The organism is Labilibaculum manganireducens (assembly GCF_002843385.1).
Lineage (GTDB): Bacteria > Bacteroidota > Bacteroidia > Bacteroidales > Marinifilaceae > Labilibaculum > Labilibaculum manganireducens.
Map to the genome: position 1 here is coordinate 47,700 of NZ_MVDE01000024.1, position 23,014 is coordinate 70,713.

The following is a 23,014-nucleotide window of genomic DNA, read 5'->3' on the forward strand; positions in this document are numbered from 1 at the left end:
ATTAAAAAAAGCGGGCTTTCCAAATTGGAAAGCCCGTTTCTATTTTATTGAATAATCAGTTTCGTTCGTACAACTTTATCAGGATACTGAATGGTTAAGAAATAGATACCTCCCGTCAGATTTTTCAGATCGAAAGCTATTCTATTTGCACGAAGGCCATTCTCAATATTGCGGGCAGCAACCAATTTCCCCGCCTGATCGAATATTCTCAAAATTCCATCCTGATCAGAATTTGAAATCTCGATGAAAAATTCTCCCCGACTTGGATTTGGATAAACCACCACTCCGGTTTCTGCTATTAAATCCTCAATGCCAGTTGTAATGAACACCTGTTGCGATTTTTTACTATCAGGACATGCTTCGTTGGAGGCCGTTAGGCTCACCACGTATCCCGATCCATTTGCATTATCCAAAACAAAGGAATGGCTTGGCTCAAATTCACTGCTAATAATTCCATCACCAAAATCCCAAACTATATTTGTTGCATTAACACTTAAGTTTGTAAAATCAACCCGATTGTAATCAATATTGAATGTGAAATCGGCTAAAGGCGGCTCAATTGGACTCACACTTACAGAATTAGAGTATTGAGTTGTAAAACCATCTTTCGAAACCATTGCTCTGTATCTGGCATTTTGTACCACTTCATCGGATATGAAAATTTCCGAATTTTCGCCGGCAACATCTTCGTAAATATCATTCAATTCATCGTACTTTTGCCACTGAATAAGGCCATCAAAACCAACAAGTGTGATACTTGAACTGGTACCATAACAAACCAATTCAGGATTTGCTTTGGCTTCGCCTGCTCTATTGACCTGCGGTTCCGGAATTGTAAACGACTGAGATAATTTAGGAATTATTCCTGTACCTTCAAACACCAAACGCGCTCCTTCCACCTCCCTTTCACTTGTTGCAGTTAGATCTGTATACTTAACCATACCATCAACAGCAATTTGAGTAAAAGTTCCCGCCAGTGACCAATCTCCATTGTCACCTTTTTTAACAGCTACAGGCGTTTCATTATCGGTAACACAATTATTTCGAAACTGATCCTGCAACTTAAGCTGTGGTTGTCTGAGCAACAGCTCTCCATTTTTGAGTGGCGCAGATGGCTCTTTCACAATTACCAGGTATTTCGATTTCCCGTGATGTATGGTTTGTTCAAACCGCACAGTGTCATAGTTACCCGAATAAATATACATCGAATCAACTCCTGATTTTTGAAGGATAGAAGTCACGGTTGGATCAAAAGTAATTTTCCCTGGTTCAGAGATATCGTAATTTCCCTCCAAACTTCTTATTCCGTATCGGATATCAAAAATCAGCGATCGCCATGTTTTGTTATCGGTAAATTCCACAAAGAAACTTCCATCAATAGTAGCATCAACAGCTCCCACAATAGCCGGCGGTGGTGGAATTACAATATCAAAACTATCAGAAACAACATTCGGCAATGCATCGGAAGTAAACAGCAAACGCGCTCCTTCTACCCGATTTTCACTGGTTGCAGTCAAATTCAGATAAGTTACCAAACCTCCAACAGCAGTTATGGTTTTGGTTCCACCTAAATCCCACAAATCCACTACGTCTGTCTCCAAACCATTGGAATATTTAGAAGCCAAAATTTGAGTTGCATTGTCTTTTTCACAATTGTTTTTATATTGATCCATCAACTGCAGTTTGGGTTGTCTGGCGAGAGTATCTCCATTATTCTCAGGACCAATAGGTTGATCCACAATTACCATCTCCGTGGATATTCCATGTCCAATTTCCTGTTCAATTATAGCGTTGGCATATCCATTGGCAATTACAATTAATGTGTCTGTTCTTGCAATCTGTAATATCGAATCCCTATCTGGATAGAAAGTAATACCTCCGGCTTCGATCAAGTAAGAAGTATCAACTAAAGTTTCACCTGCAAATGATATGGCCGATATTGAATCTCTCCAACTGGCGTTGTCACTTGCTTGTATTGTGAATTCATTATCCACGGTCACATTTACTGCTGCAGTCAGCTCAATAACCGGAACAGGAATTTTAAACAAAGCAGAAATCACCGTGTCTTTATCAAATGAGAACTGAAGGTAAGCTGAGTCGATAGCAATTTCACTGGTTGCAGTTAAATCAGTAAAACTAACTACACCACTTACCGATTGAGCTTGAAGAGTTCCTGATAAAGTCCAGGCTTTCTGATCATATTTAACCACATTTACTTGCGTAAGATTATCTGCAGTACAATTATTTAGGTATTGATCACTTAATTGTAATACAGGTTGCTGCGATAATAATTCACCATTATTTGCAGGATCTGATGGCTGAGTTGTGATCAGCAAACTATCTGCTATACCGTGATTGATCTCCTGCTGAACTGTATCGTGAGCAAACCCACGGGATTGCACAATAACCTGGAACGATCCGTTTTTTTGCAGAAACTCCGATTCAGAAGGAATCAACTCCAACGCTCCGGCCTGACCCGCATTATAACTCGCAGCACTCAATACACTGTCGTTAACCGTCACTACATTAATACGGCTTCTCCAAACAGAATCCTCAGTAAAAGTAATTTTAAACGGATTATCAACAGTTGCACCAATAGCAGCACTTAGAACCGGAGAACTACTAACATCAGGAATATCAAAAGGTGCAGAAACAACTGCAGTTAAATCCGCAGCAATAAATTTCAATTCAGCACCACTTACCGGAGCCGTGCTGTAGGCCGATAAATCAGTAAATGTAACAATTCCATTTGTTGCTGTTTGCTCAACAGTTCCAGCCAAATTCCAGTCTCCTGTATCATTCTTTTCAACAGCAATACTCTTTTGAATTTCTGAAGTGCATACATTGGCATACTGATCCAAAAACTGCAAAACAGGTTGCTGATCAAGAGCATCACCATTGGTTAATGGAGCTAAGGGTTGCTGGGTTATCTCCATACCTGCAACTGCTCCGTGCCCAACCTCCTGTTCCACGATTACATTCGTATAACCCAAAGAATGGATAGCAATAGTGAATGTTCCTGCTTTTTGCAGCAATGCTTCCTGTGAAATATGAAAAGTAATTGATTCCGTATCTATCGTATAAGCCGAAGAAGGTAAGGTATCTCCCTCGTAGGTGATGGTCGTAATGCTGTTTTTCCATGCATCATCAATGGCAAAAAAGTTTAATGTAAAATCGGCATCAACAGTTACAAGAAATGCAGGATTAATAGTAGGCGGATTTAACAGCTCTACAATATCGAAAGGATCTGAGTTCACTGAAGCCACTCCTGCACCGGAAAATTTCAGAAAAGCTCCGGGAATTGCAGTCTCACTTGAAGCACTTAAATCGCTAAAAGTAAGCACACCTGATGAAACAGTTTGAGTTAAAGTTCCTCCTAATGTCCAAGCCTGTGCATCTCCATTTTCGACAGAAATCTCAAATGTACTGTTGCCTGAACAACTATTGTTGTACTGATCCCGAAGTGAAACCCTTGGCTGTGTATCTAAATTACCACCATTCACTAAGGGTGCTGTTGGCTGTCTGTCAATAAAAACAGTATCCGGAATACCATGTTTAATTTCCTGATTGACTGCTGTATTTTGATATCCTCTTGAATAAACTAAAACTTCTTTCGTTCCAGTCACTTGCAATTCAGTACTTTTTGAAGGATCAAAAATTAGTTTCCCTGCTTGACTTTTGTCATAGACATCAGTTGCCAGCAAGTTTCCTCCGTAAGAAATTGAATCAATTTCTCCCTGCCAGGCGGCATTTTCCGAAAAAGTAACATCAAACAATGAATCAACAGTTGCAGTTGTTGAGGCAATAAGAGATGGAGCAATAAGAGGTGCTGGAATAATAAATGTCGCCGACTCCTGGCTTGTTAGTCCTGTGCCAGAAAAAGTGATTGTTGCATCAAATACCAGATCCGTACTTCTGGCGGTTAAATCGGTAAAATCAACAATCCCATTAGTTACCATTAACGAAGTAGTTCCCTCTACTACCCAGCTTCCTCCTGTTGCATTTGCATTAATTGTTTGTACACTGTTCGTAGTACAATCGTTTAAATATTGATCTTGTATTTTAATTCCTGGTTGAGTTTGCAGCAAACCGGCATTTCTCGCAGGTTGTTGTGGTTGAGTTGTTATTGCAATAGATTTTGCTGCACCATGTCCAATTGCCTGCAGAACAGAATCTTTCAGGAATGATGTAGAAGTAATAAAAATATATTCACTGGCTGCAGTCTGCAAAACAGCTGACTCAGCTGGTTTAAATGTTATTACTCCTGCTGTTGAAGTATTGTATGCTCCTGCCGGCAACACTTGAGTTCCGTATCTAATTTCAGTAATCTGACTTCTCCAGGCCGCATTATCAGTAAAAGTAATGTCGAAATCTGAATCAACGGTAACAGCATCTGCAGCAGTTAATACCGGTGAAGCACTTAAATCAGGAATGTTAAAAGTGTTTGAATTTACGGTTGCTAATCCGGTTGTTGAAAAAGCAATAAAGGCTCCTGTAACAGCTGCATTACTTGATGCTGTCAGATCAGTAAAACTAACTGAACCATTGGTTACTTTTTTCACCAACGTTCCTCCTAAAGTCCAAACATTTGCATCCCCTTTTGCCACAGTTATTTCAATTGTATTTTCACTCGTACAATCATTCGCATACTGATCCCGAAGTGTTAACACTGGTTGATTCGCCAATAAAGCTCCATTTTCAACCGGAGCTGATGGTTGAAGCACTACGACTATTTCATTGGCAACACCGTGTTTAATTTCTTGAGATACGCCGGCATTTTCATATCCTCCGGCATAAACTATCATATCAGCTGTTCCCGAAATCTGTAAATCAGAATCTAATGCCGGATCGAAAATAATCTTCCCGGATTGAGTTTTATCATAAGCACTTGCTGCTATTAAATTCCCATTGTACTTAATCGAATCAATGGCAAGCTGCCAAGTGGCATTTGCACCAAAACTTATTTCAAAAACTGCATCTACTGTTGCTGTTGAAGAAGCAAGCAGTGTTGGTGATGAATCCAAAGAGGGAATTGTAAATGCAGCAGATACAACATCGGTTAAAGCTCCTGATGAAAAAGTAATGCTGGCTGTAGTCAGTTCAACACTACTACCTGCAGTTAAATCTGTATAAGTAAATACTCCTGAACCGGCAGTTAATCCACTTGTTCCTCCCAACGTCCATGTTCCACCGCTGGTTGTTTCCGAAATAGTACTTGTATTATCCGTAGTACAAATATTTGCGTATTGATCCCGCAATTGAACTACTGGCTGGACAGTAAGCTGACCTCCATTGCCCGAAGGACCAACTGGCTGTGTAAACATGAAAAGCTCATCAGCAACCCCATGCCCAAGCATCTGACTTAAAGTATCATTAGCAAATCCACTGGAAATTACAATGATTTCTTTTGTGCCTGCAGTTTGTAATATATTTGATTCAACAGGCTTAAAAATAATTCGGGTAGCATTCGTGGCATCATAGGCTGCTGCCGGAATAGAATTGCCATCAAATGTAATATCAGTTATACTTCCCCTCCATGTTGCATTATCTGTAAAAGTGATCTGAAATTCTCCATCAACCGTAGCATTATTTGCGGGAGAAAGAGCAGGTGAAGCATTTACAGGAATATCGAAAGTTGCCGAATTAACATCCGCAAAACTACCAGATGAAAAAGATAAATAGGCTCCAATAACCGGTGCATCACTTGTAGCCGACAAATCTGTATATGTAAATGATCCTCCCGCTAAAGTATGATTGGGTGAGCCACCCAATGACCAGCTTCCCGCATCACCCTTCACAACAGATATTGCTGTTGCATTATCCAAAGTGCATGGATTAAGATATTGATCCTGACTAATAACAACTGGTTGCTGTACCAATAAACCACCATTGCTTGTTGGTGCTGTTGGTTCAACATTCACTTTAATTGATGTAGGTACACCATGACCGATCGTTTGTGATAAAGCTGCATTTGAGAATCCCGCAGCAATAAAAACAAAATCTTGTGTTCCTGCAGTTTGCAATGCAGTTGATAAGGACGGATCAAATATTATTTGTCCACTTGTTAGTTTATTGTAGGCCGAAGCATCAATCTCAACACCATCATAGCTAATACTACTGATTTTACTTTGCCAACTGTTTTCATCCACAAAAGTTACCGTAAATGCACCATCAACGGTCACACCTGCAGCTGCTGATAATACAGGAGGTGAATTTAATCCCAGGTTGAATGTTGCCGAAGCTACTCCTGTTAAACCGGATGCTGTAAAAGAAATATAAGCTCCTGTAACTACAGCATCGCTGCCGGCAGATAAGTCGGTGTAATTTAATACTCCAGACGAAACAGTGCCCGTTGGAGTTCCACCCAAAGTCCAGTTAACTGGATCATTTTCACCAGCAGTAATGGAAACAGTGCTATTCGAAGTACAGATGTTATTGTATTGATCCTGAATAGCAACAACAGGCTGTGTTGTAAATAAGCTTCCATTCACACCGGACGGTACAGGTTCTGTTTGTACAACAATTTTGGTTGCTGCACCATGTCCTATATTTTGAGTTACACTGGCGGGACTGTAAGTGTCAACAAAAATATCCAAGCTGGCAGATACAGCAGTTTGCAGTGAAACATCTGCCGAAGGTGTAAAAACAATTTTATTCGTTGTTGAATTTAAAGAATATGCACTTGCCGAAATGGTTGTTCCATTAAATTGAATCGAATCAATACTTGATTCCCAGCTTGAGTCATCTGTATATGAAATTTCAAAAACATCATCAACAGTTGCTCCTGTTGCTGCTGTAAGTGTTGGAGGAGCATTCACTGGAATATCAAAAGAAGCAGAATTAAGCGTTGGTAAAATCCCTGATGAAAAAACCAAATATGCCCCACTAACAACCAAATTACTACTTCCCGTAAGTCCGGAAAACGAAGCAGTTCCTCCTGCCGAAGTAACAGTAGTACCTATCCCTCCCAAAATCCAATCTCCGGAAGCATCAGCAACAGCAGTTACCTGTGTTGCACCATCACCCGTACAGTCATTACCATACTGATCCTGCAATTTAACCACAGGCTGTGTTCCCAATAAACCTCCATTGGAAGCCGGAGCTGTTGGTTGAGTAACCATTACAATATTGGCTGCAGCGCCGTGCTTAATTTCCAAAGATTCAACAGCATCTGCATATCCACTGGATACAATGGTCAGATTCTTTGTTCCGGGAGTTTGCAAAAATCCTGACTGAGACGGCTTAATGGTGATCGCATCCGCACTTGTCTTATCATAGGCTCCAGCAGGAAGAACATCGGTGCCATATCGAATTTCACTGATGCCGGTTCTCCATGTTGCATCATCTGTAAAAGTAATATCAAAATCAGAATCAACAGTAGCATCTGTTGGCACTGAAAGTGCTGGATGAGCATTGACTGGAATATCAAATGGATCGGAGATCAGGGAAAATCCATCCAAAGAAAAAGTGATTGCAGCTCCGGTAACAGCAACAGCGCTGCTCCCTGTTAAACCAGAAAAAGTCACGACTCCCGATGATGCTGTTTGAGGCGTTGTTCCGCCCAATATCCAACTTGCCCCACTGGCGACAACTCCCACAGAACTTGTTCCATCGCTTGTACATGCATTACTAAATTGATCCTGCAGGCTTACAGCAGGCTGTGTTCCCAAAACTCCGCCATTGGAAGCCGGAGCAGCCGGCTGAGTAGTTATAACAAACTTTGTTGCAACACCATGCTTCATCTCCAAAGATTCAACAGCATCTGCATATCCACTGGATACAATGGTCAGATTCTTTGTTCCTGAAACCTGCAAAAATCCTGACTGAGACGGCTTAATGGTGATCGCATCCGCACTTGTCTTATCATAGGCTCCAGCAGGAAGAACATCGGTGCCATATCGAATTTCACTGATGCCGGTTCGCCATGTTGCATCATCCGTAAAAGTAATGTTAAAATCAGAATCAACAGTAGCATCTGTTGGCACCGAAAGTGCTGGATGAGCATTTACAGGAATATCAAATGAATTGGAAACCAAGGAAAATCCATCCAACGAAAAAGTGATTGCAGCTCCGGTAACAGCAACAGCACTACTTCCTGTTAAACCAGAAAAAGTCACGACTCCCGATGATGCTGTTTGAGGCGTTGTTCCGCCCAAAATCCAACTTGCCCCACTGGCGACAACTCCCACGGAACTTGTTCCATCGCTTGTACATGCATTACTAAATTGATCCTGCAGGCTTACAGCAGGCTGAGTTCCCAAAACTCCGCCATTGGAAGCCGGAGCAGCCGGCTGAGTAGTTATGACAAATTTTGTGGCAGCGCCATGGCCTATCGTTTGTGAAAATACACCATCAAAGTAAGTTCCATCTGTTACAATAGTAATATTTAAGGTTGTGTCATTTTGAAAATAAACACTTGCCGAAGGAGTAAAAACAATTTCTCCCGAAGTTGTACCTGCATCGTAAGCAGACAGATCAACAACATCATCTCCATATCGTATTTCAGAAATAAGACTTTGCCATGTACCATCATCAGTAAATAACAAAGTGAAAGGATTATCAACCGTAACTCCCGATACTGAATTTAAGACTGGCGGTGCAGTTTGAGCTTGTACAATAATGACTGAGGTAACCCATAGGAATCCCAAGAGTAGATATTTTTTCATAATTACAGGACTTTAGATAACTAACACATAGTTAGAACCAAAGTGCGTACCACAGCCCTCAACAAGCTCACATTCTGACTTATACGACAAATCTGAAAATTCTCACATACCTACGATATTGGATAAAAGCTCAAACAAATAAAAAAAAGTCAGTAAATACACGACTTTTCTCCCTATTAAAAAAAGACATCCTATTGTGGATGATTTATCCGTATTCGGATAAAAAAAACCGAATCTAAGTGATTCGGCTCCCAATTTTAAATTTAATTACCCTATTCTGATACGTTAAAAGTATTTTGAAATTTAGGAATGGAATGTCTTATCTTAAAATCCCGCGAATAATTTACAAGATGAACACCCTGATTTTCGAGTCCTCCAAACGCATTTACTCTTTTAAAATGGTAATTTGATTGTAACAAATCCAATTTCAGTTCATTCAAATGATCAGGAAAACTATGCCCATACCTACTTACAGCCTTGGAGAAATATCGACACAAATCAAATGCCCGAAAACTAAAATCATTCGGTTCACATTTAAATTTCTCTCTAAAATCTGAAACAAACAAATCAACTTTAGCCTCCTTATAATCAATATTGTATGGAGTTATTACACTTAGATTTAAATTGTAGAACAGCTCGGCATCCAAACTATTAAATCGCTGCCATACAGGAAAACCCATTAAGCGAATATCAAAGCGCTGACTTAAAACATTTAAATTGGAAATGATATTTTCAACATATGGCTGTTTGGTAGAAGGCACCAAAATTACATTTTCGCATGTATCACTCAGCATACGTTCAATTCCAAAAAGTCCATATTCATCAAATGAAATCTTCTTATAAGTCATATCACCATTTTCCCAATACTTTCCTTTTTCAAACATATTCCGTTCTATGTCTGTAACCAACTGGAATTCATTTAAATGTTCATAACGATCAGGATGAACAACGACTAAATTTCTAGTATCCAATTCGAAGCAAACAAAATCGGATATCTTCCCACAAATCGACTGGATAGAAGTATTCAATTGAATCACGAACGGATTTGTTGTGAGCTCTGAATTCTTTGGCGAAAGAGGTGAAATAACAGGGATTCGTCTTTTTTGGGCAAAATCTGCCACAATCGAGAATGTATTTTGATATACCGGTCCTATCATAAAATCCAGTTCAGTATACTGCAGTCCAGCTATAATTCGTTGAACTCGTTCAGGACTTTTTTCGGTATCAAAAACATGAAGATCTACCGATAAGCCCTCTTTTTGGAGAGAATCAACAGCCAAAAGAATACCTTGGTAGAAACGAATGAAATCATGGGATTTACTGTATAAAATCCGTGGATTTCTCTCCGTAATAATTTCAATAGTATCCTTATAGGAAATACTTCTGTTTATGGAATCATTCGCATCCAAATACAAAGGCAAAAACAATGCTATCCGTATTTTATTCTGACTTAGAGGTTTTAAATCAACTGTAGGAACAACAGTATCTACAACCTGATATTTTTTTGCGATTGTATCCTTTTGTTCTTCCTTCTCCACAAAATATTCCGGAGGAACCAAATACCTTGGAATCCGAACCCAATCGCCAATCTTTAAAGCCGTACTTTTCAGTTTTGGATTTAACTTTTTGAATTTTCGCAGATTCATAAAAAACTGACGAGATATAGAAGACTCCGTATCCCCCTGTTTTATCACATAATAGTAATAATTCTTATCGTGTTTAGGAACAGTATTAAGCTGTGGCTTTTTAACAATCTTAGGAATTTTAACAATTGTACCCAAACGTAAACTGTCCCCCATCTCTGGATTTGAGGCCTTTATTAAAGCCATCTCAACAGCATATTTTTTATACAAAGAAAATAATGTGTCTCCCTTTTTTACTATGTGATAAAAGAATTTCTCATCTTCCTTTTTCACTAAAACAGGAGAAAGGACAGTTTCTGAATCTACAACCGGAATTCTTAAAACCTCACCAACATTAACTGTTGCTTCCGTTTTTCGATTCACCTGCAAAATAACAGCAAGGTCAACACCATATGCCCTACTAATAGAAAATAAGGTTTGCTTTTCTTTTACAAGATGTAAAAAACAGGTTTGACCACCTACAACAACCTTATTATTAGACAACTCAACATTTGCAGTTTGAGCTTTCGTAAAATTTACTGCTCCAATAAGGAGACATATCAGAAGGATACTTCGAAAAAAATAATGCATTAATTATCTGTATTTCAAACATTTATAGTTCACTAACAATAGCTAACAAAAATACTAAAGTCCGCTTGGAAAACAAAATATCTACAATAATTGAACCGTAAAAAAGCAAAATCGAAATTCTTCTCCTGAATTTCGATTTTATCATACGTCAAAATAACAATTCCTCATTACTGTTTTTTGAATCAATTCTCTACTAAAATATGTTCGTCATATTCTATTTCAAATTTCAATTTTTGTCGTGCCTCATCATTAGCCAAAGCCAAAAAAGCTTCTCTACACTCCGCATTAACCGCACTCTCCGCCATATTCAAGTAAAATTTAAATTTTGCTTTTTCTTTTTTCATAGCAATAATCAGTGCGTCCTGATAGGTCAAATCATTTCTGGTGTGATCTACATCCTCAAGACTACCAGTAATTTTCATATCCTTAATTTCATCCAGGTTCAATTCCGGTTTCGCATCCTTCATCTTCTCCAGTCTAAGCATTCTGGCTGTTTTCTCTAAAGCAATATCCCAAAAAAGTCCCTTCACATGTTTCCTGTCCATTCGACTTGCAACCTCTGAGTAAAACTCAACTTCATCCATCTCCTTATCGATTGCATAATCAATAATTTCTTCAAATGTCCTAAAAATTTTCATCCTTTATTTTTTGTTAATTTATAATCTCATACGAATCAAAAACCAATTTTAAATTGGTGCGTTTTTTCTTTTCAGCTTGACTATATAAGTTACAAAATAGTAACAATCAATGCAAATGAATTTTTAAGCACAGACTTTGATTTTCCTCGTTGGATGTGTTAAAGACTTCACCATCCAAACATTTTTGCATTTCAGTTTTCATTTCATTCGTTTTTGAAATTCAAAAATAGAGAAGAACAGCCGATTATTTTTTCATCTATCTTAAAATCATCCATTCGCCCGTATGGTACTTAAATGTTGTTGGGTCATTCCCAAATAAGAGGCAATATATCCCAAATTTACCCGGCTAAATAAATCAGGATTTTCGTTGTAAAACTTTTCGTAGCGTGCTTTTGATGATAAGCTTAACCGGTCGATACGCAGGTTCTGCATTTTCAGCAATACTTCCTGATGAATGGTCCGGGACCAGTTTGCAATGTCGATGTTCGTTTTGTACAAATCATTTAAAGCGTCAATCGGCAGGCTAAATACGCACGAATCTTCCAGAAGCTCCACAAAATCGAATCCCGGGGTTCGGTGATACATTGAATTTGAAGAAAAGGTAATATCACCTTCCCGGCTAAACCAATTGGTAATTTCTTTCCCGTCAACCAAAAAGTAAGTCCGCATACACCCTTGTTCAATAAAGTATACAAAATTGTCTTTAACCCCTGCTTTGGTCAGCAAATGATGTTTAGGCAGATGTATTTCGGTTAATAAACCTGCCAGTGTTTCAATCGAATCATCAGATACGGGATAATACCGTCTGATCCCTTTAATAATATTTTCAATTTTATTTAGTTCCATTTATTTCATAAAAAAAGCATCGGACAATAGCCGGTTATGCGCATTGTGCCCACCGATAATTTACATCTAATTAATTGTTGGGATAAGGACTCCAGCCATCAAGAACAAAAAGCGGATTGGAATAGTTTTCAATCAATTCTTTATCAGTATCCAAACGTAACTGACACGAAAAATCAGCCCGCTGAGAAAGGTCAATTGGTTTTCCATCATCTATATTGGTGCTGTTATATTCCCAGTAATGCATATTTTTTGTTTCTTCGCCAACTGTACCCCAGCCTTTAGGCAGAATGTTTTTAAGAGAACAGTTAATGAACACGCATTCGCTGTATGGATAACCAAAACCTTTATTAACTGGAGCCCTGGCCAATGTACTTCCATTAGGATTTGTACCGGTGAAACGGCAATTCAGAAATACATTCCCATGATTGGCTTTGGTATTTCTTGTCCACATAAAAGGTCCGGGAGAATAAAAATCGCAATCTTTAAAAAATGCAGGCCCCCGTCCAAGTATCATATCACCGCCACCGTCAATCCTCACATCATCGAAGCAGGCCGAACCATTGGTTTGTAATGCATCTCCTGAGCCCACAATATGTACTCCTTTAACAAATATTTCACTTCCATTAATCAGTAATCCTTCCGCCTGTCCTTGCAGTAAAGTTTTAACTGTTAAATTTAACAACTGAATATTTGTACAGTTATCAATCGCAAAAGCGGCTCTTCTTGAAGGAAAAGTACCCGGCCATTCATTGGTTTTTACATTCCAGGGATGGGGATTGAACACTTCATTGTTTGCATATTGAATTACTGTTTTTTCCTTGTCTTCACCTTTAATGATGATATTCGATTTATTCCTGAAATAGATCAGCTCTTCATACAAACCGTTCCTGATGAAAATCTCAACGGTGTCTTTGTAATTATTGGGAATGTAATCAAGGGCTCCCTGCAAAGTAGCAAAGTCACCATTCCCTTTATTGTCCACTATAATTTTTTTAGACCTTAAGTCAGGAGGATTCTTACTGGTGCTGAACCGCCACACATTTTTGTTATAAATCCCTTTAAAGCTTCCCTTAGCCGAAGAGACCACACTACTGTCAATTAAAACATAGTAGTCTTTATTGTACTCCAAAAGATTATGGTGCAAAGAAATAATGGCAGTGTTTTCATGAACAATTATGGGATAAAAATGAAAAGCATCAGTAAAACCGCCAATAATGGTCAACTGAAATGTATCTGCAGTTGGTAAGGCTGTTCCTGAAGGTGTGCCCGGTTTGGTATTGGCATTGGTAAACTTACCAGGCAAATATTGATAAGGGATGCTTGTATAAGTCGCTTCCGGGTTTTTGACAGATTTGGTCGGCCCTGCCGGAATACTCATATCAATTAGATCGACCAACGAATCGGTCTGACTTTCAAATACCCATATTTTACCCGTACTTCCAACAATAGGTTGGCTGGCAAATGTAATTTTAAGATGAGTATCCGGATGAATGTCTTTTTCTTGGTTTTCAGGATAAATTGTATAATTGCCGGATATTTCTGCTGATGTACAGGATGCCAACAAGGCAATGCCTGCACAGCACAAATAATTTTTTACTATTTTATGTTTCTCCATTGTTAGTAAGTTTTATATTATTTGCTCTGCAACAAGTTCATAATAACACCCAATTACATTTTGTCCCCGAATCTACGAAACAATAATTACGTAACAAAAAAATAATCGGGATGAAACAAAAATGCCAAAACGCTTACAGGTCTTCGACACTGTCAGGATGTGGCAAATCACCAAAAGAATATTTCTGTACTCATCCGCAATAACTTAATTGCCCGTAGTTTTCCGTCTGCCTATCAGCGATGTGAAAATTCCGATCACACACAAAACTGTAAAGCTGATTACAATCACTCTCATGCTTAGTATGAATGAATCAAGATTGCCGGCATGAATTTTAGCATCGCCTAAAAACACATGTACCGAAAGAGCTGCAACAGCCATGCTGAACATCATACCGGTGGTTCGCATGGTAGCAACTGTTGCCGATGCAAGTCCTAAAAAGCGTTTTTCTACCGAACTCATAACTGAATTTGTATTGGGTGATGAAAACAATCCAAATCCAAATCCTAAAATCAGTAAAGCAAAAACAATATAGGCATAGGGCGTTTCCTTGCTGATAAAAGTGAGCAGCAACAGCCCTGCTGCACTTATTCCCATTCCTATTGATGCCAAAATCCGCGGGTCTTTTGTATCCGACAATTTCCCCGAGAAGGATGCAACTACAGCCATCACTACAGGTTGTGCAATTAAAACAAAACCAGCCTCTTTGGGCGATAAACCTTTCACGTATTGCAGATACAAACTAAAAACGAATGTGATGGCAAAGGTGGCTGCATAGTTAATAAAAGCGGATAAATTGGAGAAGGCAAACAACTTGTTTTTGAAGAACAGCTGCATTTCGAAAACCGGGTTTTGGTGTTTTAACTCGTATCTGACAAAAATAAGCAAGCCGGTAATTCCCAATAAAGTGAATACAATTGCTTCCGTTTTTGGTAGATGCGAAAACCCATACATCAATCCCGAAACGGAAAACATATAAATCAAAGTCCCCATGTAGTCGAATTTCGCCTTGTCTGGAACTGCCCATTCGGCCTTAATTTTTGTGAGTATTGCCATTATTATCAGCAAGACTGCTCCTGCATTAATAAAGAACAGGGAACGCCAACCTAAAGATTCTGTTAGAATGCCGCCCAAAACCGGAGCAATGGATAAGCCTACGTAAACGGCCATCACGTTTAATCCAATCATTTTACCTCTTTCGTGTGGTTCGAATGCCGATATTACAATGGCCATGTTCGAGGCAAATATGCCTGCAGCGCCTATCCCCTGCAACAAACGCCCCATTAGTAATGTTTCGGAAGAAAAAGAAAAGGCGCAGAATAAAGTGGCCAAACCAAATAATACATTGCTGTACAGGAACATTTTTACACGTCCCCAATTGTCGCTTATTTTACCAAAAGGGACTAAAAATACCGACGAAGCCAGCAAAAAGGACATACTCACCCAACTTAAACCCACGGCCGACATTGATAATTCTTCCCCAATTCGGGGTAAAGCCACATTAACAGCAGCTCCCATTAGTGGATTCAGAAAATTGGATGCCATGGTAACAGCCAGCAGAATCGTTTTATTCAAATTTGGATTTGTTTCTATCATCATTCTCTTTCTTGTGTGTGCAGCAACCTAAATTTAGCTGTTTTTTGCGGAATCGGTACTTTTGTTTTTCTACCGTTTTTAGGAGGATAAAATAGTGCTTATTGAATTAAGTCATACCCTGACAAGTTGATATTTTAAGCAGGATTTTGAAATTAAATGGGTATAAGTACTATATGGACTGCACCAAGTTTAAGATTGTTTTACATCTCAGCATACAAGCAAAATACTTCAGACTGTATTATCTTATCTTTTATCGCTTATGCAACGATTGGATACTTGTAAAAACAATTGCCGATAATGTAATCCCAAAGAAGTTGGCATCCAAACCAAAAGGCAATGTGGCTTCGGTTAAAATAAGAGTTAAAGTAGTTCCTCCTCCCAAAAGCATAGCATACATTGCGGCCTTTGCCGATGGCTTTTTCAAAAACAGAAACCCCAAAACAGGAACAAACAATCCGGAAACCATAAAGGCATACGAGTATAACATTAAATCGAGTACATTCTGCATTTTGGTAGCCAGAAAAATTGCCAATATCCCAATGACTAATGTTGCCAATTGCGAATAGCGGATACTCTTGGTGTTTTGTTTTGAAAGCCTTAATATATCTGTTGTAAAATTACCTGATGCCGCCATTAAACAACTATCGGCCGTTGACATGATTGCCGAAAAATAAGACGACATGAGCAGTCCCATCAAACCAACGGGGAAAATATGCGTTAAGAGTAAAGGCAAGCCAATTTCCGGATCGATAACACTTCCCGGAGCATATCCAAATTCGGTAAACATGCCTTGTTCGAAGGCAACCCGGCCCAATAATCCAAGAATAATTCCCATAAATGCCATTACAGGCCATTCGAACAAGCCAGCTATGAACCAAGCTTTTTTTGCTGTTTTCTCATCTTTCGAAGCATAGATTCTTTGGTACAGAGTCATGCCAACAAACCAAATGGGAACAATTGTAATCAGCCAGTTAATAAATTGAACAAAACCAACATTGGTGAGACTTTGAAAGTTATCCGGCAAATAAATGCGGAGAGCTTCCCAGCCTCCCACTTTTACAAAACCCAATGGAATACCGATTACGATCAGGCCAAACATGAGTATCATCCATTGAATGGTATCAGTAAAAATAACAGCCTTCAACCCGCCCAGTACGGTATAACCGATCACCACAATTCCCATTAGTAATACGGCATCAACAATGGTGATGGAAGGAAAAGTTGCTGCCGCTAATTTGGCTCCTGCCAATACCTGCGAACTGGTAAATCCGATATAACCAATCAGAGAGATTATGCCAGCTATAATGGCCACTTTTCGATCGTAGAAGTGATTTAGAATTTCGGGGAAACTCAAAAAATTGTGTTCCCGTGCCAGAGGATAGATAATCGGAATCAGAAAAACAGCACTGATCCACGCTCCAATAATGCCTGTAAACAGCATCCAACTACCCGAAAGGCCAATTAAAAAGCCCAAACCACCTAATCCTATCGAAAATCCACCTCCAACATCTGTAGCAACAACCGATAAGCCTATGTGAAAGGAAGTCATTTCCCGACCTCCCACATAGTAGTCTTCCTGCGATTTATTGCGTTTCATAAAATAGAGGCCAACACCAAGCATGCCGAGCATATAGATTACAAATATTAAAATGTCGATAATGTGCATAATTTGATTTTTTGCTAAAGAAATAAATTTCGCAGCCTACGAAATCATTTTTTTGAGATGTAAAAATCTTATTTTTCAAATGGAAGGTAAAGTCAGTCTGGCTAAAAACGGATTATAATACTCAATTGAATTTTAAAGATAAGCACTTTAAGGAAAGATAAAAATTGAAGGTGAAATTTATAGGCTGAATGAACAGATCCTTACAAACTAAATAAATCAACTGTTGAAAAAGAAGAAATTTTGTTCTAAGAATAGCTATTAAGCCATCTAAAACCAATACTTAAGCAAGTATAATCACACTAACAGTGTGCTGCTTATATCTATAACTTAATATATTTCAAAAAAGAATCTTTGATATATTAATTCGTAATCTCATCAAAATGCGTTTGTGCCCAAGTAATCATCATCTGAACAGCAGGCATCAATTCCTTCCCCATGTCGCTTAGTGAATATTCAACCCTTGGGGGAATTTCCTTATACATTTTTCGATTTATTAAATGGCCTTCGTTTAATCGTTTTAAAGTGCTTGAGAGTACCTTTTCAGAAATATCAGGTATGGCATTTTTTAAATCTTTATATCTCATTATTTCCCCTTCCTGAAGCGAGCATAGAATCAACAAAGACCATTTATCACTTATTCTGCTTAACACATTTCTAACTGGGCATGTTGGGTATTGTAAATCTAATTCTTTCATATTAAGCATTTTTTTGACAAATATATAAATCTCTTTTGGAAAGTAATATTCGTTTCGGAAAGTAATCTAAAAAAACAACAAACGTAATAATCAGATAATCAGTAATTCTAACCTCATAGGTGCGTATATAACCAGCTTGCTTAAGCATAATTCCCTAACTATTTTTGTTCTGTTTAATTCTAAAATATAATAAAATGAACAATTTAAATTCTTTAAATGGATGGGCAGATAACAGAGCATTCGTTGCTCCACACAGTGCTCAGGCTTACTTAAACAAGGGGGCTAATTTATTAGCTTCATCATGCGGTTCAAGCGAACCCAAACCACAGCCTTCGGCGTGCGGAGCGGGTGATCCGGAACCAAAACCATCAGCATGCGGTGCCGCTGACGAAAACCCACCTAAACCATCTGCCTGCGGCTCATCTTGTGGGAGTGGTGAAAAATAACTGATTATGAGTTTCGGTTATTTTTAATAGAATATCCGAAACTCTTTTTTTAGCAATTTAAAAAAACACTATGGAATATTTTGCTTTTCAATGGCACATAACAGACAGTTGTGACCAACGTTGCCAACACTGTTATATTTTTTCGGAGGACAACTTTATTAAGTTGAAAGAGATGTCGTGGGAGGAGATTGAATCTGTTCTTGAAAACTGTATGGATATGTGCAAAAAAGCAAACCGTTTGCCATACTTTTATATTACCGGGGGCGACCCCATTTTGCACAGCCGTTTTTGGGACTTGATGGCATTACTTAAAGAAAACAACATTCCTTTTACCCTACTAGGCAACCCGTTTCATTTGAACGATGAAGTATGTAAAAAACTAAAAACTCACGGTTGTGAGCGATACCAACTGTCAATAGATGGGATGCGGGAAACACATGATGCTATTCGCATGCCAGGTTCATTTGATACTACTTTGGCTAAAATTGCTTGCCTGCGCAATGCAGGTATCCGATGCGCTATTATGACTACCGTTTCGGGAACTAATGTGCATGAAATTCCTGAAATAATTGATACCGTTGTAAAATATAAGGCCGATATTTTTTCCTTTGCACGCTATTGTCCCACTAGTACCGAAAAAATCACACATCTATCGCCTCAACAGTATCACGATTTATTGGAGAGTTGCTGGGAGAAGTTCGAGCAGTACAAAGACAGCGACACCAGCTTTAATCTAAAAGACCACCTTTGGACACTTTTCCTTTATGAAAAGGGTCTTTTTAAGATACCTGACAATTTAAAAGAGGATGTTATGTACGATGGCTGCAATTGTGCCAATTGTCACATGACCATTCTTCCCAAGGGTGAAGTGTATGCATGCCGTCGTTTTGAGAGTGAAGTGGCTAATGTTTTTAACGAAAAACTATACGATGTTTTTACGGGCGATAAGATGAATGAATTTCGTCAATACGACAAATTCGAGAAGTGTTCAAAATGTGAATTACTCAGATTCTGTCGTGGATGCCCTGCTGTAACTTATGGTTATACCGGCAATTTTTATGGCGCTGATCCACAATGTTGGAAAACAATAGAAAATTAAGCCATGATGAAAGCAGTAGTATTATCACAAACCGGTGCGCCTGAGGTTTTGCAGGTAAGCGAAGTGCCAATACCTGGTGTTTGTAATGGTTGGGTATTGGTTAAAGTAAAAGCTTTTGGGCTAAACCGTTCAGAGCTAATGATGCGCCAATTTGAAGGAGATGCTCCCTACATTCAATTGCCCAGAATTTTAGGCATTGAATGCGTGGGCTTACTTGAAGACGCATCAGATTCTCATTTCAAAAAGGGACAAAAGGTAATCGCTTTAATGGGCGGCATGGGGCGTTCGTTTGATGGAAGTTATGCTGAATATGCTTTAATTCCGACAAAAAATGTTTTTGCTGTTGATACAGATATGAATTGGCAGGAACTGGCTGTTATTCCAGAAACTTTTTTTACAGCCTATGGTTCTCTTTTTCAAAGTTTACAACTGAAACCTGCCGACGTTCTTTTAATCAGAGGAGGTACAAGTGCCACTGGCCTGGCAGCTATTCAGCTGGCAAAAAGTGTTGGAGCTACTGTTTTAGCATCTACCCGAAAAGAGTCGAAAAGAGAGTCGCTGATTCAACAAGGTACCGATCACGTTTTAATTGATGATGACACATTGTCTAAACAATTAAGTAACTTGTATCCGCATGGAATTGATAAAGTACTTGAGTTAATTGGTGTATCTTCCTTGTCCGAATCAATGGGTTTTTTGAAGACACATGGGATTGTTTGTGTTACAGGTATTTTGGGTGAAAAATCTACCATCAGCAATTTTTATCCGATTAAGGATATTCCGTCAGGAGTTTATCTGACAGGGTTTTCGAGTAATTCCCCTAACCAGCAATTGATTGACGAACTGTTTGCTCATATCAAGCAATTCAACATACATCCTAAAGCGGCCAAGGTTTTTTCATTAGAAGAAATTGCCATTGCTCATCAAATGATGGAAAACAATGCAGCCAATGGAAAATTGATAATCGTAATAAATTAAAATTTAAACAATTTAAAACAATAGAATTATGCCACATGTAGTAGTAAAAATGTATCCGGGAACATCCGAAGAACAAAAAAATGAACTCGCAAAACAAATAACCGATGCTGTTATGTCTATTACTCAAAAACCCGAAGCGGCAGTATCAGTTGCCATAAAGGAAGTTCCTGAAAGCGAATGGATGAATCAGGTTTATGAAACTGAAATCCGACCAAACCTTGAGAAATTGTATAAAAAACCGGGTTATTAATCAGTATTTAAGATACACACATGAAACGCACATGTAGATTTTAATTATTTATTTTACACACAGGAGAATAATTGAAACTTCATGAGAATTACATCCGACAAAAAAAATAAAATTATAAACAGATGAAAAAAGTAGTTGCAGCAAAATTACATATCAAGAAAGAAGCAGAGAAAAATTTCCTTGAACTTGCTGAAAAATTGGTTGTTCAAACGAGAAAAGAAGAGGGATGCCATTCTTACAATTTGTATCGTGATTGCTTCAGTACAGAATTGAAATTTATCTTTTATGAAGAATACAAAGATGAATCAGCTTTGAGTGCTCATAATAGTTCGGAATACTTAAAAAAGTTTTTCAAAGAGGTGACTCCTTTACTTGCAGTCGATCCAATTATTAATTATTTCTAAACTTATTATAGGTGATTGCAGCAAGGCAATCACCTATTAATAAGTTAAATATAAAAGAACTTATTTTGGAGCATTCCAATTCGTATGAATACTTATCCTACATTAGGATTAAAAGAAAAACAAATCATTTTATGAAGATCTGAATTTAATGATTACAATATTTGTAAAAAAAGTGAAATGCACGACATTTGGAATCCGTGGCATGGGTGCACTAAAATAAGCGAAGGCTGCCAGCATTGTTATATGTTTTTTTTAGACCGCACCAGAAATAAGGATGGATCGGATATTTACAAAACAAAGTCTGGCTTTAGCTATCCGCTGCACAAGGACCGAAAGGGAAACTACAAAATTAAAAGCGGTGAGTTGATAAGGGTTTGCATGACTTCTGATTTCTTTTTAGCAGAAGCCGATGAATGGCGTAATGAGGCATGGAATATGATGCATCAGAGAAGTGATGTGAAATTCTTTTTGTTAACGAAACGACCTGAAAGGATAAAGGAATGCCTGCCTAAAAATTGGGGCGATGGTTGGGAGAATATCTTTTTGAATGTTAGCTGCGAAAACCAAAGGCGTGCCGATGAGCGAATTCCAATTCTTTTGAATTTACCCTTTAAGCACAAAGGGATTATGACAGCACCCTTAATTGGTTCTATACGGATTGAGAACTATTTAAAAACCGGACAAATTGAACAGCTTATTGCCGGTGGCGAAAATTATGATGGTGCTCGCCCTTGTGATTTTGAATGGATTAAATCGCTGCAGCAACAATGTGTCAATCAAAATGTATCCTTCTGCTTTATTGAAACAGGAAGTCGGTTTATTAAAGACGGCAAAATATTTTCCCTCCCAAAAAAAACGATTCAAAGCCAGATGGCATTTAAATCAGGGGTAAACTTCTCTGGGAAAGCTATCGAATTTATACTTAAGGATAGAATGGGATTTACCATTGAAAAAAGTCAACAATATCGACCACAATATAAAAAACATTGCGAAATTTGCGGCAGCAAGCCAATTTGTAATGGATGCAGTAATTGTGGAAAATGTAATTGATTTTAAATCTTTTCAACTCAAAATAAAATAAAAATGTCAGTTAATAAAGAAGATGATAGGCGTAAAGTAACCACTCATCGTTTGCAGGAAATGAAAGAACGAGCAGAAAAAATATCAATGCTAACTGCTTATGATTATTCCATGGCAGGAATTATTGATGAAGCCGGCATGGATGCAATACTGGTAGGCGATTCTGCTTCAAACGTGATGGCAGGTAATGTGACTACTTTACCCATGACTATTGACCAAATGATTTATCATGGCGCTTCGGTTATGAAAGCTGTTAAACGAGCATTAGTTGTTGTTGATATGCCCTTTGGTACCTGTTCTGGAAATTCTAAAAAATCATTAGAGTATGCTATTCGGATTATGAAAGAAACGGGAGCAGATACTTTGAAAATTGAAGGTGGGGAAGAAATAATAGAAGACATCAAAAAAATAATTGGTGCAGGTATACCAGTAATGGGACATTTAGGCCTAATGCCTCAGTCAATTAACAAATACGGCACCTATACAGTACGGGCAAAAGAGAAAGACGAGGCTGAAAAATTAGTACGTGATGCATTACTGCTTGAAGAAGCTGGATGTTATGCCATAACACTAGAAAAAATACCATCAAAATTAGCTAACGAGATCACGAAAAAATTAACGATTCCAACCATTGGAATTGGAGCCGGACCTCATACCGACGGGCAGGTTCTGGTTATGCATGATATGCTGGGGATCAATAAAGGCTTTTCTCCAAAATTCTTGCGTCGTTATGCAGACTTACATAGCGCTATAAAAGAAGCCACGCAAAAATATATTGCTGATGTTAAAGGAAGTGATTTTCCAAATGAAGAGAAGGAGGCATAT

The 23,014-nt window shown here is 38.4% G+C and carries 15 protein-coding genes; 7 read left to right on the top strand and 8 right to left on the bottom strand.

Going from position 1 to position 23,014, the window contains the following annotated elements; translation table 11 throughout:
- Positions 1–44: 44 nt before the first annotated feature.
- The 8 genes from BZG01_RS14820 to BZG01_RS14855 all read right to left on the bottom strand — a co-directional run bounded on the left by BZG01_RS14820 (position 45) and on the right by BZG01_RS14855 (position 17,932).
- Positions 45–8,666, bottom strand: coding sequence for a hemoblobin-interacting domain-containing protein (locus tag BZG01_RS14820; RefSeq protein WP_101310619.1), 8,622 nt, complete (start codon positions 8,664–8,666; stop codon positions 45–47).
- A gap of 272 nt (positions 8,667–8,938) precedes the next feature.
- Entirely contained in the window at positions 8,939–10,879 is a 1,941-nt protein-coding gene (locus BZG01_RS14825) for a PBP1 and LysM peptidoglycan-binding domain-containing protein (protein ID WP_101310620.1), read from the bottom strand.
- Between the two features lie 182 nt (positions 10,880–11,061).
- On the bottom strand, positions 11,062–11,517 hold the full coding sequence (locus BZG01_RS14830; protein ID WP_101310621.1) for a ferritin-like domain-containing protein: 456 nt from the start codon (positions 11,515–11,517) through the stop codon (positions 11,062–11,064).
- Positions 11,518–11,784: 267 nt separating this feature from the next.
- Complete coding sequence (locus tag BZG01_RS14835) at positions 11,785–12,363, bottom strand: Crp/Fnr family transcriptional regulator (protein WP_101310622.1); 579 nt, start codon at positions 12,361–12,363, stop codon at positions 11,785–11,787.
- 70 nt (positions 12,364–12,433) lie between these two features.
- Positions 12,434–13,978: a pectinesterase family protein gene (locus tag BZG01_RS14840; RefSeq protein ID WP_101310623.1), complete on the bottom strand. Its 1,545-nt coding sequence runs from the start codon at positions 13,976–13,978 to the stop codon at positions 12,434–12,436.
- Positions 13,979–14,182: 204 nt separating this feature from the next.
- Positions 14,183–15,574, bottom strand: a complete 1,392-nt coding sequence (locus BZG01_RS14845; RefSeq protein WP_101310624.1) for an MFS transporter — start codon at positions 15,572–15,574, stop codon at positions 14,183–14,185.
- 247 nt (positions 15,575–15,821) lie between these two features.
- Positions 15,822–17,237 (bottom strand): sodium:solute symporter family protein, encoded by a 1,416-nt coding sequence (locus BZG01_RS14850; RefSeq protein ID WP_101310625.1) that lies wholly within the window; start codon positions 17,235–17,237, stop codon positions 15,822–15,824.
- A gap of 359 nt (positions 17,238–17,596) precedes the next feature.
- The gene (locus tag BZG01_RS14855) at positions 17,597–17,932 is read right to left on the bottom strand and encodes a winged helix-turn-helix transcriptional regulator (protein ID WP_218973124.1); all 336 of its coding nucleotides are present in this window, start codon (positions 17,930–17,932) and stop codon (positions 17,597–17,599) included.
- Between the two features lie 194 nt (positions 17,933–18,126).
- Here BZG01_RS14855 and acgA point away from each other — a divergent pair, with 194 nt between their 5' ends.
- From acgA to panB, 7 genes are all read left to right on the top strand, one after another.
- Positions 18,127–18,378, top strand: a complete 252-nt coding sequence (acgA, locus tag BZG01_RS14860) for an ACGX-repeat peptide (protein WP_101310627.1) — start codon at positions 18,127–18,129, stop codon at positions 18,376–18,378.
- Positions 18,379–18,448: 70 nt separating this feature from the next.
- Positions 18,449–19,477, top strand: coding sequence for a radical SAM/SPASM domain protein, ACGX system (acgM, locus tag BZG01_RS14865; RefSeq protein ID WP_101310628.1), 1,029 nt, complete (start codon positions 18,449–18,451; stop codon positions 19,475–19,477).
- 3 nt (positions 19,478–19,480) lie between these two features.
- On the top strand, positions 19,481–20,455 hold the full coding sequence (locus tag BZG01_RS14870; protein WP_218973125.1) for a zinc-binding alcohol dehydrogenase family protein: 975 nt from the start codon (positions 19,481–19,483) through the stop codon (positions 20,453–20,455).
- Between the two features lie 28 nt (positions 20,456–20,483).
- Positions 20,484–20,705, top strand: coding sequence for a tautomerase family protein (locus BZG01_RS14875; protein WP_101310630.1), 222 nt, complete (start codon positions 20,484–20,486; stop codon positions 20,703–20,705).
- Between the two features lie 122 nt (positions 20,706–20,827).
- Positions 20,828–21,109, top strand: coding sequence for a putative quinol monooxygenase (locus tag BZG01_RS14880; protein WP_101310631.1), 282 nt, complete (start codon positions 20,828–20,830; stop codon positions 21,107–21,109).
- A gap of 177 nt (positions 21,110–21,286) precedes the next feature.
- A complete protein-coding gene (locus tag BZG01_RS14885) occupies positions 21,287–22,159 on the top strand; it encodes a DUF5131 family protein (RefSeq protein WP_101310632.1) in 873 nt (290 codons plus the stop codon).
- A 33-nt stretch (positions 22,160–22,192) separates the two neighbouring features.
- The coding region (panB, locus tag BZG01_RS14890; RefSeq protein ID WP_101310633.1) for a 3-methyl-2-oxobutanoate hydroxymethyltransferase at positions 22,193–23,014 on the top strand (822 nt) is incomplete at its 3' end.

Bases quoted from the DNA above. Each gene is read 5' to 3' on its own strand.
- BZG01_RS14825 (WP_101310620.1), bottom strand. From the start codon at position 10,879: ATGCATTATTTTTTTCGAAGTATCCTTCTGATATGTCTCCTTATTGGA.
- acgM (WP_101310628.1), top strand. From the start codon at position 18,449: ATGGAATATTTTGCTTTTCAATGGCACATAACAGACAGTTGTGACCAA.
- BZG01_RS14885 (WP_101310632.1), top strand. From the start codon at position 21,287: ATGCACGACATTTGGAATCCGTGGCATGGGTGCACTAAAATAAGCGAA.
- BZG01_RS14830 (WP_101310621.1), bottom strand. From the start codon at position 11,517: ATGAAAATTTTTAGGACATTTGAAGAAATTATTGATTATGCAATCGAT.
- BZG01_RS14880 (WP_101310631.1), top strand. From the start codon at position 20,828: ATGAAAAAAGTAGTTGCAGCAAAATTACATATCAAGAAAGAAGCAGAG.
- BZG01_RS14850 (WP_101310625.1), bottom strand. From the start codon at position 17,237: ATGCACATTATCGACATTTTAATATTTGTAATCTATATGCTCGGCATG.
- BZG01_RS14835 (WP_101310622.1), bottom strand. From the start codon at position 12,363: ATGGAACTAAATAAAATTGAAAATATTATTAAAGGGATCAGACGGTAT.
- BZG01_RS14875 (WP_101310630.1), top strand. From the start codon at position 20,484: ATGCCACATGTAGTAGTAAAAATGTATCCGGGAACATCCGAAGAACAA.
- BZG01_RS14845 (WP_101310624.1), bottom strand. From the start codon at position 15,574: ATGATGATAGAAACAAATCCAAATTTGAATAAAACGATTCTGCTGGCT.
- BZG01_RS14820 (WP_101310619.1), bottom strand. From the start codon at position 8,666: ATGAAAAAATATCTACTCTTGGGATTCCTATGGGTTACCTCAGTCATT.
- acgA (WP_101310627.1), top strand. From the start codon at position 18,127: ATGAACAATTTAAATTCTTTAAATGGATGGGCAGATAACAGAGCATTC.
- BZG01_RS14855 (WP_218973124.1), bottom strand. From the start codon at position 17,932: ATGAAAGAATTAGATTTACAATACCCAACATGCCCAGTTAGAAATGTG.
- BZG01_RS14870 (WP_218973125.1), top strand. From the start codon at position 19,481: ATGATGAAAGCAGTAGTATTATCACAAACCGGTGCGCCTGAGGTTTTG.
- BZG01_RS14840 (WP_101310623.1), bottom strand. From the start codon at position 13,978: ATGGAGAAACATAAAATAGTAAAAAATTATTTGTGCTGTGCAGGCATT.